At 71.2% G+C, this 13465-nt stretch carries 14 protein-coding genes; 12 read left to right on the top strand and 2 right to left on the bottom strand.

Annotated features, from left to right (window positions below):
* Positions 1 to 59: 59 nt before the first annotated feature.
* From Q4A22_RS06030 to Q4A22_RS05995, 8 genes are all read left to right on the top strand, one after another.
* Positions 60 to 677, top strand: coding sequence for a DUF4396 domain-containing protein (locus Q4A22_RS06030; protein WP_303177830.1), 618 nt, complete (start codon positions 60 to 62; stop codon positions 675 to 677).
* 104 nt (positions 678 to 781) lie between these two features.
* Positions 782 to 1420, top strand: coding sequence for a YdhK family protein (locus tag Q4A22_RS06025; protein WP_303177829.1), 639 nt, complete (start codon positions 782 to 784; stop codon positions 1418 to 1420).
* A 154-nt stretch (positions 1421 to 1574) separates the two neighbouring features.
* Complete coding sequence (gene ykgO, locus Q4A22_RS06020; protein WP_039100650.1) at positions 1575 to 1697, top strand: type B 50S ribosomal protein L36; 123 nt, start codon at positions 1575 to 1577, stop codon at positions 1695 to 1697.
* A gap of 354 nt (positions 1698 to 2051) precedes the next feature.
* Positions 2052 to 3071 (top strand): NADP-dependent oxidoreductase, encoded by a 1020-nt coding sequence (locus tag Q4A22_RS06015; protein ID WP_303177828.1) that lies wholly within the window; start codon positions 2052 to 2054, stop codon positions 3069 to 3071.
* Positions 3072 to 3091: 20 nt separating this feature from the next.
* Positions 3092 to 5227, top strand: coding sequence for a bifunctional chorismate-binding protein/class IV aminotransferase (locus Q4A22_RS06010; RefSeq protein WP_303177827.1), 2136 nt, complete (start codon positions 3092 to 3094; stop codon positions 5225 to 5227).
* Positions 5228 to 5413: 186 nt separating this feature from the next.
* Positions 5414 to 5572 carry a hypothetical protein gene (locus tag Q4A22_RS06005; RefSeq protein ID WP_303177826.1) on the top strand — a complete coding sequence of 53 codons (159 nt, stop codon included), beginning with the start codon at positions 5414 to 5416 and terminating at the stop codon, positions 5570 to 5572.
* A 100-nt stretch (positions 5573 to 5672) separates the two neighbouring features.
* Positions 5673 to 6596: an NAD(P)H-binding protein gene (locus tag Q4A22_RS06000; protein WP_303177825.1), complete on the top strand. Its 924-nt coding sequence runs from the start codon at positions 5673 to 5675 to the stop codon at positions 6594 to 6596.
* Entirely contained in the window at positions 6593 to 7045 is a 453-nt protein-coding gene (locus tag Q4A22_RS05995) for a hypothetical protein (RefSeq protein WP_303177824.1), read from the top strand. Before Q4A22_RS06000 ends, Q4A22_RS05995 begins: the two co-directional genes overlap by 4 nt.
* Positions 7046 to 7091: 46 nt before the next feature.
* On the opposite strand, the gene Q4A22_RS05990 is transcribed toward Q4A22_RS05995, so the two are convergent.
* Complete coding sequence (locus tag Q4A22_RS05990) at positions 7092 to 7673, bottom strand: hypothetical protein (RefSeq protein ID WP_303177823.1); 582 nt, start codon at positions 7671 to 7673, stop codon at positions 7092 to 7094.
* A 395-nt stretch (positions 7674 to 8068) separates the two neighbouring features.
* On the opposite strand from Q4A22_RS05990, the gene Q4A22_RS11830 reads away from it, so the two are divergent.
* Positions 8069 to 9526: a YeeE/YedE thiosulfate transporter family protein gene (locus tag Q4A22_RS11830; protein ID WP_368410595.1), complete on the top strand. Its 1458-nt coding sequence runs from the start codon at positions 8069 to 8071 to the stop codon at positions 9524 to 9526.
* A 116-nt stretch (positions 9527 to 9642) separates the two neighbouring features.
* On the opposite strand, the gene Q4A22_RS05975 is transcribed toward Q4A22_RS11830, so the two are convergent.
* Positions 9643 to 11208, bottom strand: coding sequence for an MFS transporter (locus Q4A22_RS05975; protein ID WP_303177822.1), 1566 nt, complete (start codon positions 11206 to 11208; stop codon positions 9643 to 9645).
* Positions 11209 to 11346: 138 nt separating this feature from the next.
* Between Q4A22_RS05975 and Q4A22_RS05970 the strand changes: the two genes are divergently transcribed.
* From Q4A22_RS05970 to Q4A22_RS05960, 3 genes are read left to right on the top strand one after another with little or no spacing between them, the layout of a single operon-like run.
* Positions 11347 to 12573, top strand: coding sequence for an inorganic phosphate transporter (locus Q4A22_RS05970; protein ID WP_303177821.1), 1227 nt, complete (start codon positions 11347 to 11349; stop codon positions 12571 to 12573).
* Positions 12570 to 12842: a hypothetical protein gene (locus Q4A22_RS05965; protein ID WP_303177820.1), complete on the top strand. Its 273-nt coding sequence runs from the start codon at positions 12570 to 12572 to the stop codon at positions 12840 to 12842. The genes Q4A22_RS05970 and Q4A22_RS05965 overlap by 4 nt, the downstream gene beginning before the upstream one ends.
* A complete protein-coding gene (locus Q4A22_RS05960; RefSeq protein ID WP_303177819.1) occupies positions 12839 to 13402 on the top strand; it encodes a DUF3349 domain-containing protein in 564 nt (187 codons plus the stop codon). The genes Q4A22_RS05965 and Q4A22_RS05960 overlap by 4 nt, the downstream gene beginning before the upstream one ends.
* The last annotated feature ends 63 nt before the right edge of the window (positions 13403 to 13465 follow it).

Raw genomic sequence — 13465 nt, 5'->3', positions numbered from 1 at the left:
GATGGGAGGTGTAACGAGATGCACCCACCATATACCCCGTGGGGGTATATGGTGGGTGCATGAACACTGGCACTGATGTCCACCAGGGTGATCACATGGGCCCCCGCTGCGATCACGCAACAATCCCCCATGCTGCCCATGACCGCCCCACCCACGACATGTCCACCATGGCCGCCAGTGCCACCCTGCACTGCCTCACCGGCTGCTCGATCGGTGAGATCGCCGGGCTGATCCTCTCCACGATGATGGGGTGGGGTAACGTCCCCTCCACTGCGCTGGCGATCGCGCTGTCTTTCGTGTTCGGCTACGCCCTGTCCTCCCTGCCGCTGCTGCGCTCGGGGATGGGTCTCGGGCAGGCCCTGCGCCTCGTACTCGCCGCGGACACCGTCTCCATCCTCACCATGGAGGTCGTGGACAACCTCGTCATGTGGCTCGTCCCCGGCGCCATGGATGCCGGTCTGCTGGACGCCCTGTTCTGGGGCTCCATGGCCCTGTCTCTCGTGGTCGCGTACTTCGCGGCCTATCCCGTGAACAAGGCCCTGCTGCGCCGCGGCAAGGGGCACGCCATCACGCACCACGCTTCCGGCGGCGGTCCCATAGACAACCGCCCGTTGGCGTACGGCATCAGCGCGTTCATGCTTGGCGGCTTCGTCGCCTCGCTCGGCTCCCTGCTGTAGGGAACGAGCGCGGCGGGGTCTCGCTGCCACCGCGAATTCCAACCAGAAACCCGCCCGTACCCGAGCCCAGTAACCCGGATGGGCTCGCAGAAAGGATTTTCCCCATGCGCCGACTTCCCCTCACCCTCGCCGGCTTCACCATCCTGGTGACCGCCACCGCCTGCTCCGCCAGTTCCGATTCCACTGACCACTCTGCGCACGAGGGCCACGGGATCAGCGCGAGCTCCAGTGCGACGAGCCAGGCGGCGTCGTCGCCCGCGAGTGGCACGCCCAGTGCGAGCCAGGGCGGGCGCGAGCACGGACAGGAGCACATGCACGCCATGGACGGCGGCCCCGTCCCGGAGGGCATCGTCGCCGCGGAAAAGCCCACCTACCCCGTGGGCACCGAGGTCACGCTTACCACCGACCACATGGCGGGCATGAAGGGCGCGCCAGCCACGGTGGTGGGCGCCTACGACACGGTCACCTATGCCGTGGACTACACCCCCACGGACGGCGGGCCCAAGGTCGCGGACCACAAGTGGGTGGTCCAGGAGGAGCTCAAGGGCCTCGGTTCGGAGCGCCTCGCCGACGGTACCGAGGTGACCATCGAGGCCGACCACATGCCCGGCATGAAGGGTGCCCAGGGCACCATTGCGTCAGCTACCACCCAGAGCGTCTACATGGTCGACTACGAGGCCGACGGCATGACCATGAAGAACCACAAGTGGGTTGTCGAGGACGAGATGGCACCGCGCCGCTGACGCACCGCCATTTTCGAACGACGACGCCGCACGGCTCCTCTCCGTGCCCCACGCCCGGGTGCGGAGCACTCGGAGCCCGCGCGCGGCGTCGGCGGCGCGGGGGAATGTTATTCTGAGAATGATTCGCAAATAGCATCAGCTCAAGGAGGCCCCTATGAAGGTCCGCAACTCGCTCCGCTCCCTCAAGAAGATCCCCGGCTCGCAGGTGGTGCGCCGGCGCGGCAAGACCTACGTGATCAACAAGAAGAACCCGCGCATGAAAGCCCGCCAGGGCTGATCTGTTGGGCGCCCGGGGCCGCCCTCGCCCCTCCGCCGCGCGGGTCACGCTGTGGGCGACCACGCCCAGCACATACACGACATCCAGCACTGCAGGCTCCGTTCGAAAGGACGGCGACCGCGGGTTCGCGGCCGCTGGGCCCACGGGGGCGCAGAACCTCAGTAGACGCCCGCGGTGCCGGGCGGGACAGTGCCCCTCACGGAACCCATACGGGTCCCCTGCGGATTCTCACGGTTTCCTCACACCCGGGGGCGGCGAACGACAAGTTACCCATCAGTTATTCCCGTTCCACCCGCCGTCCGCTCCACGCGAATCCTTGCCGCGGCAAGCGTCTGTGCGTGCCACGATGGCCGCATGGCTACCAACGATTCCACCAGCACCCAGATCCAGCTCGTGTCCCGCCCGGAGGGCTGGCCCGAGCACGAGAACTTCCGCACCGTGACCGTGGAGCTGCCCGAGCTGCAGGACGGCGAGGTGCGCGTGCGCAACGAGTTCATCTCCGTGGACCCGTACATGCGCGGGCGCATGCGGGACGAGCCGAGCTACGTCCCGCCGTTCGAGCTGGACGAGACCATGACCGGTGGCGCCGTGGGCCGCGTGGTCGAGTCCCGCTCCGAGGAGCTGCCCGTGGGCACCCCCGTGCTGCACCAGGAGGGTTGGCGCGACCTTGCGCAGGGCCCGGCCGAGGACTTCACCGCCGTGCAGGAGATCCCCGGCACGCCGCTGTCCGTGTACCTGGGCATCCTGGGGATGACCGGCATGACCGCCTACACCGGCCTCACGCGCATCGCCGAGCTCAAGGAGGGCGACCGCGTGTTCGTGTCCGGCGCCGCCGGCGCCGTGGGCTCCGCCGCGGGGCAGATCGCCAAACAGCTGGGCGCGTCCTACGTGATCGGCTCGGCTGGCTCGGACGAGAAGGCGAAGCTGCTCACCGAGAAGTACGGCTTCGACGCCGTGCTCAACTACAAGGACGCCCCCATCCGTGAGCAGCTCGCAGAGGCCGTGGGCGAGGACGGCGTGGACGTCTACTACGACAACGTGGGCAGCGACCACCTGGAGGCCGCCCTGGACGTGCTCAACCGCCACGGCCGCGTGGCCGTGTGCGGCGCCATCAGCCAGTACAACTCCACCGAGCGCACCCCCGGCCCGGACAACATGGCCAACCTCATCAAGAACTCCCTGAAGCTCGAGGGCTTCACCATGGGCGACCACTGGGACATTGCCGGGGAGTACCTCTCGCGGATGACCGAGTGGTTCACCTCCGGGAAGATCGCGTACGACGAGACCGTGGTGGAGGGCCTCGACCACGCCGTGGACGCCTTCCTGAACATGATGAAGGGCGCGAACACGGGCAAGATGGTCGTGAAGATCTGATCCACCACTGAGAGGACCCCGTGCACCGAGTCTGCCTGCCGCACCGTGTGAGTCCCGTGCAGATGCTCCGGGCTCTGCGGGACCAGCCCGGCCTCACGGCACTGCTCGCGGACTGGGTGCACGGGGACGCCGTGATCGGCGTCCGGCCCACGCGCGTCCTGGGCCCTGACGAGGACCCGTTCGTCGCGCTGGGCGCCGAGGAGGGCACCGCCCCCGCGCCCACCGTCGACGGCCCCGTCCGGTTCGGCGGCGGGTGGATCGGGTACCTGGGGTACCAGCTCTCGCGCCGCCTGGAGTCCCTTCCACCCGCACCTCCGCGTTCCGGCGGCCTGCCGGAGCACCACCTGGCCCACTACGACCACGTCCTGGTGCACCACGCCGCCGCGGACCGCTGGTTCTGCGAGTCCCTCCCCGGCGCGGACCTGGCCCGCGTGAGAGAGACGGTCGCGGTGGTGGGGCGGGCGCTGGCAGCCGGCTCCGCGGCGTCGTCGTCCGAGGCGTGCGCGCCGCGCCCGTACCGGTGCGAGCCGTTCGAGGCCGCCGTGACCGGGGCCGCCCACGCCGCGGCCGTGCGGCGGGCACTGGAGCACATCCGGGACGGGGACGTCTTCCAGGCGAACGTCTGCCGCGAGCTCGCGGCGGGTTTCCACGGTGACCCGCTGGACCTGTTCTGCGCCGGGTACGAGCGGCTGCGGCCGCGCTTCGCCGCGTTCCTGCGAGTGCCCGGGGGCGCGGTGGCGAGCCTGTCCCCGGAGCTGTACCTGCGGCGCACGGGGGACGCCGTGCTCACCTCGCCCATCAAGGGCACCGCTCCCGCGAACACGGACCCCCGCGAGCTGCACGCCTCCGCCAAGAACCGCGCGGAGAACGTGATGATCGTGGACCTCATGCGCAACGACCTCTCCCGTGCGTGCGTGCCCGGCTCCGTGCTGAGCCCCGCCGTGCCGCGCGTGGAGCCGCACACGGGCGTCCACCACCTGGTCGCGGACGTCCACGGCACCCTGCGCCCCGGGTTCGACGACGCCGCCCTGCTGCGTTCCACGTTTCCGCCCGGCTCGTGCACGGGCGCGCCCAAGATCCGGGCCACCGAGATCATCAACGAGCTGGAGACCACCGCGCGGGGCGTCTACACCGGTGCCGTGGGGTGCGTGAGCCCGGTGGCGGGGCTGGTGGTGAACGTGGCCATCCGGACCTTCGAGTTCTCGGGCTCCACCGTGCGGCTGGGAGTGGGCGGGGGGATCGTCGCGGACTCGGACCCGGACGACGAGGCCTTCGAGACTCTGGTGAAGGCCGCCCCGCTGCTGGATGCCGTGGGTGCCGGGTTCGGTCCGGAGCTCTCCCGCGAGTGGCGGGAGCACGCTCGCCGCAGCGCACCCGAGTGGCCGGTTGTCCAGGGGAGGCCGGATCCCGCCCTCGGGGTGTTCACCACGATCTTGGTCCGCGAGGGGCACCCCGCGCAGCTGGCGGAGCACCTGGCCCGGCTCGGGGACAGCACCCGGGCGTGCTTCGGCCGTGACCTCCCCGGTGAACTGGGGGAGCGGATCACTCGTTGCGCGGCCGCGCTGGAGGGCCCCCACCGGCTGCGGGTCACCGCGGCCCCGGAGGGGGAGGGTGTGCGGATCGACCTGACGCCCGCCCCGCTGAACCCGCCCGGGGCGCACCCCCCGGTGGAACCGTGGGAGCTCGTGCCCGTGGTGGTGCCCGGTGGGTGGGGCGGGCACAAGTGGGCGGACCGCAGGCCCCTGGACACCCTGCCCGGGCCGTGGTCCCCGGTGTGCGACCCGCTGCTCACGGACCGGGACGGCACACTGTTCGAGACCGGGCGGGCCAACGTCTTCCTGGTGCTCGACGGCGCCGTGGTGACCCCGCCCGCGGACGGCCGGATCCTGCCCGGGGTGGTGCGCGCCCGGGTGCTCGCGCTGCTGCGGGACGCGGGCCACCGCGTCCTCGAACGTGAGGTCACCCTCGCGGAGGCCGCCGGTGCCTCGGAGGTCTTCGTGACCAACGCCCTGCGGGGTGCCCGCCCGGTGGGTGGCATCCGGGGCGTGGGCCAGTGGACCGAGGGGCCGGTGACCCGGTGGGTGCAGACCGCGCTCGCGGGCTCCGCGCGATCCGCGCCGGAGCAGGGTGAGGGGCGGGGCGGGCCCCTTCGGTGACACCGGTGTGGCAACGGGCGTCCTCGTTGACACGGAGAGACCCGTTGGGAATGCTCGGGAGCACGCCGCCGCCCGGACCACACGGTGCGGGGCGGTGGGAGACAGAACCTGACCGTGCGGCGTCGTTCCCCGGAACCGGAAGGTGACGGTGGGGCGGGAACCGCGGAACCACGAAGGAGCGCGGACATGAGCGATCAGCAGAACCAGAACCCCGACTCGGTGAGCCAGGTGGACTCGGACGAGCAGCGCCGCAAGGCCGCCGAGCAGGCGGACACCAAGGAGCAGCAGGAGTTCTTCGAGGAGCAGGCCGGCACCGAGGAGCAGTCCCAGGGCTACGGCCACTGAGCCCCGCGGCGCAGACCGCCGATACGCGAACCGCCCCGCACCACACCGTGCGGGGCGGTTCGTCTGCGTGTGACCGGGTGCTCGTGACAGGGTGGGGAGCATGACTGAGACGACATCCCGAAGCGTCCTGCTGGCAGGGTGCGGTGACGTGGGCGCAGCCCTCGGCCTGCACCTGGCGGGTCGGGGGTGGGCCGCCACGGGCGTGCGCCGCCACGCGGACCGGCTCCCCGCAGACCTGCCGGGTATCTCGCTGGACCTCACCGACCCCGGCTCCGCCGCCCTCCCGGAGGCCGACGCCGTGGTGGTCACGCTCACCGCGGACGGCCACGACGCCGCCGCCTACGAGCGCACCTACCTGGGCGGACTGCGGGGACTGCGGCATGCCCTGGGCGAGCAGAACCCGCGCGTGGTGCTCGTCTCCTCCACCGGTGTGCTGGGCGGGGGCGACGGCGAACGGGTCACCGAGTCCACCCCGGCCGACCCCCAGCGCTCCACCGCCCACGTGCTGCTGGCCGCCGAGGAGCTGGCCGCGGAGCTGTTCCCGGACCTGGTGGTCGTGCGGCCCGCCGGCATCTACGGGCCGGGGCGCACCTCACTGGTCGAACGGGTGCGCCGCGGCGCGCCCCTGAACCACCGGCGGGTCACCAACCGCATCCACCGGGACGACCTCGTGACGGTGCTGGCCACCGTCCTGGAGGCGGCCGAGCCACCCCGTCTGCTGCACGCGGTGGACCACTGCGCAGCCCAGCTGGGGGAAGTGGCCGCGTATCTCGCGCACCTGGTGGGTGTGCCCGTGCCCCCTGACAGCTCCGGGCCGGGGGAGGGGCCGCTGGGAAAGCTCGTGGACGGGACGCTGGTGCACTCGCTCGTTCCGCGCACCGAGTGGCGGTATCCCACGTTCCGGGAGGGGTACCGCGCGCTGGTGGCGGAGACTGTCGGGGACGGGAACGACGCCCGCGGTGCCGCTGCTCACGACGACGAGCCGGGAGCCGCGGACGTCCCGGGTGCGGAGTTGCGGCCATGAGCGGGGACACCCACTGGTTCCTGCCGATCAACCCCGCCGCGCACCCGGAGCATCTACCCGGGGACTGGCTGACCCGCGAGGACGCCACCGCCGTGTGGGAGGCCATCGGGCGCTCGCAGCCCATCGACCGCTGGTGCCTGCGCACGGGGTTCCGGACCATGCGGTCCGGGGACGTGATCTGGGCGTACCTGTCCCGGAGGCAGGAGCTGTGCGCGGTGGGCACCGTGCGGCGCACGGCGTTCGAGGTGGACGGCGTGGAAGTGCCGTCGCCGCCGGGTGCGGATCCCGCGGAGGGTGAGGGCGGCTGGCACGTCTACGTGGACTGGGACGAAAAGCGGACCGCGGAGCTGTGCGGCCACCCGGTGCCGCGGTCCGTGTTCGGGCAGGTGCCCATGTCCGTGTGCCGGGCGGGGAAGTCGAGCCCGGAACTAGCCCGTTACCTGGGCTGACGGAGGCACCTCCGCAGACGAAGAGCGGCCTGCCGCCACCGCGCGGCTAGTCCCGGCAGCCCCCGAAGTACATCTCGTGGGTCGCGGTGTCGTTGCTGGTGTTGTGGTTCTGGTCGGGAATGGAGGAGGTCAAGGACAGTGTCGTCCTCTGGCCCGTGATGAGCGCACCAATGTCCATGCTGAGGTTCAGGGTCCAGGTGGTGCTCGCCGGCATGGGGTTCTTGAGGGTGAACGTGATGGATCCATAGCGACCACCGTTCGTGCTGGTGTTGTTGCCGGGGGTGATGGCTGCCGTGCTGTTGGTGGCCAGCGTCCCGGACCATGTGGGGGTGGTGGATCCACCGGCGTAGTTCACGGTGAAGACCGTGCCCGCGGGGATCACTGCGCCGTTGACGGTGCTCACGGTGAACGGGATGTTGTTGAGGTTCCCCGAACCATCGGAGCACGAGGTCGTGCCCACCACCACGTCCTGGATGGAGGCGGCCGCGGCAGGGGCTGGCGCGGACAGCACAATGGTGGGAGCGGCCCAGGCCATGCCTTTCGCGAGTGTGCGGCGGCTGATGGGGGATGAGGCGCGCGGCTCGGGAGAGCTCGGGGTGGCGCCGGAAGGTGCGTGGGGGGATGGCATTGCTGTAGTGCTCCATTGTCTGAGGCGGGAAGGGGATTTTCCTGCTGTGCTACCGCTCTCGCACCACGGAGTGGACGCGGGCTCCCGTATCTCTGAGTGGGGGGTGGGGGATTTTCCAATCTACCACCCTCCACGGGAACCCCCGGGGTGGCGGACACCAGTCCAGTCCCCGCCCGCAGGGAGTCGCACCGGGTGGGTGGTGCCGCGGCCGCTCGCCAGGCGCCGTGCCGCGGGACCGACTCGCTGCAGGGGCGTCAGGTGTTGTTGCGGTCTGTGACAGGCCCCTGGACCTCCCCCGCCCTGGGGAGTTGACTGGCACCCCTCCCCGGTTCTTACCCCATCAACAGTTGCGCACGCCCATGTCCGGGGAGCGTGCGAGAAACAGGTGCACACCCATGATCCTCACCGGACTCGTCCTCGGTGCGCTGCTGGGCATCGTGATGCAGCGCGGCCGCTTCTGCGTGACGGGCATGCTGCGGGACGTCTTCCTGCAGCGCTCGTGGCGCACGTTCACTGCCCTGCTCGTGGTGATCTCCGTGCACGCCGTGGGGCTCGCGGCGCTCACCTCGCTGGGGGTGATCTCCCCGGACTACCCGTCCTTCATGCCGCTGGCGGTGGTCGTGGGCGGGTTCATGTTCGGTGTGGGCATCATCCTGGCCGGTGGCTGCGCCTCCGGCACGTGGTACCGCTCCGGTGAGGGCCTGGTGGGCTCGTGGATCGCCCTGGCCGCCTACGCGCTGTCCGCCGCGGCCATGAAGACGGGTGTGCTCAAGGGGTTCAACTCCGGGATGAAGTCCTGGGACACCGGGCTGACCACCATCCCGGGTGCGCTGGGGGTCTCGCCGTGGCTGTTCGTGATCGTGCTGGTCGCGGTCACGGGTGTGATGGTGCGCCACTTCCGCAACCGTGAGAAGAGCGCCGTGCAGCCCGCCCGCCTGGCCAACCGCCCTGCGTGGAAGCACCCCCTGCACGTCTACACCGCCGGTGTCCTGGTGGGCCTCCTCGGGGTCGTCGCGTGGCCGCTGTCCGCGGCGACCGGTCGCAACGACGGCCTGGGCATCACCACTCCCACCGCGAACCTGCTGAACTTCCTGGTCACCGGGGCGGACGGGAAGCTGGACTGGGGTGTGATGCTCGTGCTGGGCATCCTGGTGGGCTCGTTCCTCGCGGCCCGTGCCACGGGCGAGTTCCGCGTGCGCGTCCCGGACGCGAAGACCACCGTTCGCTCCATTGCGGGTGGTCTTCTCATGGGCGTGGGTGCCGCGCTGGCGGGCGGCTGCACCGTGGGCAACGGCATGGTCCAGACCAGCCTGTTCACGTTCCAGGGCTGGATCGCCCTGCTGTTCATCGCCCTGGGTGTGGCCGCGGCCACCAGGATCTGGCTCAAGCCCACCGTCACGCGTCCCGAGCAGGGTGCGGTCGGGGACACCTACTCCACCGCCGAGAGCCTGGACCACACCGTGGACACCACCGCCCCGGACGACAACTCGATCGACGCCGCCCCCTCCGCCACCGCGCCCCGCCCCACCGGCGGCAACGTGTTCCCGGGCTTCGCCGCGGCACCCACCGCACTCATGGTCAGGAACCCGAGCGCGGCGCCGTCGAAGAAGCTCACGGACCTGGGTGACGGCTACTACGCCCTGGACTCCCTCGGCGCGGTGTGCCCGTTCCCGCTGATCGAGGCCAAGGACGTGATGCGCACCCTGAACCCCGGTGACCACCTGGTGATCGACTTCGACTGCACCCAGGCCACCGAGGCCATTCCCCAGTGGGCCGCCACGGACGGCCACGAGGTCACGGACTTCGCGGAGAAGGGCGACGCCAGCTGGCAGATCACCCTCAAGAAGGGCTGACCCGCCCGCCGTTCCCACGGACGACGCCGCCGCGCCACCTCCACGCCTCCACTCCCCTCCGCGGGGGCCACGGCAGGGAGAGGCGCGGGGGCGTCGTCGTCCCGTCGAGCGGGAGGTCAGGCGGCGGGGGCCTGCCGCGCCCGGTGGCGCATGTCCCGCAGGGCCACGAGCAGCGCGAGCGCCACCACCAGGACCACCATCCCGAGACCCGCGGCGATGCCCACGGCCCAGCCCTGGGAGGCCACCGCGGCGTAGGCCGCCGCCGTGATCATGGCGATGCCCACGGCGGTGCCCACGCGCTGGCCGGTCTGCATGACGCCGCCGGCGCTGCCCGCGTACTCCAGGGGCACCTCCGCGAGGGTGAGCGTCTGGTTGGGGCTGACCACCGCGCCCTGGCCCAGGCCCACGAAGCCCATGGTGAGCACGAGCCACCACTCGCTGACGCCCCAGGTGTCGTGCAGCAGGATGATCCCGGCGCTGAGCCCGAGCCCCAGGATCACGCTGGCCATGCCCAGGACCACGATCCGGCGTCCCATCCGGTTCACCAGGGAGCCCGCGATGTTGGAGGCCACGGCACTCGCCACGGCGTTGAGCAGGCCCACGCAGCCGGCGGCCAGTGCGGTGTGCCCGAGGCCCTGCTGCATGTAGAGGGTGATGAGCACCCACACGCTGGTGATGCCCAGGAAGTAGAGGGAGATCAGCAGGGTGCCGTTGAAGAAGCTGCTGACCTTGAAGATGTCCAGGTCCACCATGGGCTGGTGTCCGGAGGCCTTGGTGCGCTTCTCCCACGCGATCCATAGCACCAGGAGCACGGCGGCCACGGCGAGCAGCGCCCACGTCCACGGGCTGGCGCCCGGGGAGCCGGCTTCGATGAACGGCAGCAGGGTGGCCAGCAGGGCGAGGCCCAGCAGCACGGCGCCCACGGGGTCCATGCCCTTCAAGGCATGGAGGAGGCCGGTGTCCTGCGGCCGGAGGACCAGGGGGCGCGGGAACCACAGGAAGGCGAGCACGAGCGCCACGACACCCACGGGGACGTTCACCGCGAAGAGCCACCGCCAGCCGTGCTCGGTGCCGCCGCTCTGGATGAGTAGACCGCCCAGGACGGGTCCGATGGCCACGGAGACGCCCACGGCGCTGCCCAGCATGCCGAACGCCTTCCCGCGCTCGGCGCCCTTGAAGTACTGCTGGATCATGGCCACGCCCTGCGGGTTGAGCAGGCCGGAGCCCACGCCCTGCACGAAGCGCGCCGCGATGAGCATGGTGGGGTCCGGGGCCAGCCCCGCGGCGATCGAGGAGAGGGTGAAGACCAGCACGCCGAGCATCCACAGGAACCCGCGTCCGAAGATGTCCCCGGCGCGACCACCCGCCACGAGCACCACGCCGAAGGTCAAGGCGTAGCCGGAGAGGATCCACTGCAGCTGGGACTCTGAGGCCCCGATGCCCTCCTGGATGGAGGGCAGGCCCACGTTGATGCTGCTCACGGCCACCAGGGACATGAAGATGGCCACGAGCAGCACGGCCAGGATCTGCCACCGCCGGGGATCCGTGCCGTGGGCGTAGCCCCGGTGGGTCTCCGGGTCCTGGCGCGGGGACACGACGGGCAGCTCGCCCGTTCCCGTGGCGGGGGAGCGCTCGTGCCAGTTCTCGTGGTGCTCGCCGCTGTGGTGGGCTCGTGAAGTCATGGGGGAAGTATGCGCGGGGGCTCAGACGCGGCCCGTGCCCGGGCCACCGGCCGGGAAGTGGGGTGCGCCTGCATGCTCTCCTGGGCCGTCCGGGGGGCGCGTTTGGACTGTGGGCGCCGGGGCGTTCATCCTGGGAGCATGACAGTCGAACTGGTGATCCTGGGCCTGGTGGTCGTGACCGCTCTGGCCTTCGACTTCACCAACGGATTCCACGACACCGGCAACGCCATGGCCACCTCCATCGCCACGGGGGCTCTCTCCCCCCGGACGGCCGTGGCACTGTCCGCGGTGCTGAATCTGGTGGGGGCGTTCCTCTCCGTGGAGGTGGCCACCACGGTCACCAAGGACGTGCTGCTGGTGCAGACCCCGGACGGTGGGTTGGTGCCCGGGCTGGACCCCACACTGGCGCTCACCCTGATCTTCTCGGGTCTGATCGGCGGCATCCTGTGGAACCTGGCCACCTGGCTGTTCGGGCTCCCCTCCAGCTCCTCGCACGCCCTGTTCGGCGGGCTCATCGGTGCCGGCCTGGCCTCCCTGGGGGTTGCCGGGGTCAATTGGTCCGGCGTGGTGCAGAAGATCCTGGTCCCGGCCGCGCTCGCACCGTTCATCGCCGGGTGCGTGGCCGCCGTGGGCACCGCACTGGTGTACCTGATCGGGAGGGCGGCCTCCCAGGACCACCGGGACAGGGGGTTCCGGTGGGGACAGGTGGGAACGGCGTCGCTCGTCTCGCTGGCGCACGGCACCGGTGACGCGCAGAAGACCATGGGTGTGATCGCCCTGGCGCTGATCGCGCACGGCAGCCTGAGCGTGCAGGGGATCGAGTCCGACGGGCTGCCCGTGTGGATCATCGTCAGCTGCGCCGTGGCCATCGCACTGGGCACGTACCTGGGCGGGTGGCGCGTGATCCGCACCCTGGGCAAGGGACTGGTGGAGATCGAGCCCCCGCAGGGCATGGCCGCGGAGGCGTCCTCCGCCGCCATCATCCTCACCTCCAGCCACTTCGGCATGGCGCTGTCCACCACGCACGTGGCCACCGGCTCCATCCTGGGCTCGGGTGTGGGCAAGCCCGGTGCCCGCGTGCGGTGGGGCGTGGCCGGGCGCATGGTGGTGGGCTGGCTGCTCACCCTGCCCGCCGCGGCAGTGGTGGGAGCGGTGTGCTTCGTCATCGCCCGAGCGGTCGGCGGTCTGCCCGGGGCCGTGGTGATCTTCCTGATCCTGGTGGCGGCCTCCGCCCTGATCTTCCTGCGCTCGCGGCACCAGAAGGTGGACCGGCACAACGTCAACGCGGACTGGGACGAGGACACCAACTCCGTGACCCCCGGTGACTCCGCCCGGACCGCGCCCAAGGAGGCCGCGCACTCATGATCGTGGACATGGCGAAATCCGCCCTGACCGTGCTGCTGGCCGGACTGTGCTTCGGCGCGGGGCTGCCGGCCCTGTTCACGGTGGGCATCACCCTGTGGAGCCGCGCCACCCCACAACCCCGCCCGGACGGCACCGCGCACCGCAGCGTCCCCGCCCTCGTGGGGGCTGTGCTGTGCTTCGCCGTGGTGGCAGCCGCGGTGGTGATCGGGGTTCTCTGGATCACCCGCAAGAGCTTGGACCACTACCTAGGGATCTCGGTGTTCGGATGATGACCTTCGACGCGGCGCTCGACCACATTCGGGCCGCCTACCCCCACGGCGTCCCCCTGGAGCAGCACGCACCCCTCGCGGAGCTGCTGGCCCGCACCGTGGGCCCCCACCGCACCGAGCGGCTGCTCGAGACGCTCGGGATCCCCGCGGGTGACCTCCTGGGGCCCGCCACCGCCTCCGAGACCCAGCTGGGCGACGTCGCCGCGGAGCTGGCCCGCGCCGGGTGGCCCCTGGTGGGCGCGAACCAGGACGAGGCGCCCCGCCAGCCTGGGTACGTGGCCCGGGTCATGAGCTGGCTGCGCGCCGACTACCCCAACGGGGTGCCCGCCCAGGACTACCTGCCGGTGCTCGCGGTGCTGCGACCGCAGCTCGCGGAGGAGGACATGGCCGCGATCGCGGAGCAGCTCGCGCAGGACGCCCGCGCCCACGGTGTGGCCCCTTCCGAGGCCGATGCCCGCGAGGCGATCCACCGCGCCACGGAGGACGAGCCCAAGCCGGAGGAGCTGGAACGCGTCCGCGCGATGCTCGAGGCGCACGGCTGGCCGTTCGAGGGGGAGTAGGGGCGGAAGCCGCACGGGCGCGGCGCACCCTGAACGTGTGAGACATCCGAGGCACGCTCTGCC

The sequence above is a fragment of the Kocuria sp. genome (genome assembly GCF_030530945.1).
Lineage (GTDB): Bacteria > Actinomycetota > Actinomycetes > Actinomycetales > Micrococcaceae > Kocuria.
Note: the sequence above shows the minus strand (reverse complement) of the source record. Positions and strands in the feature narration are given on the sequence as shown.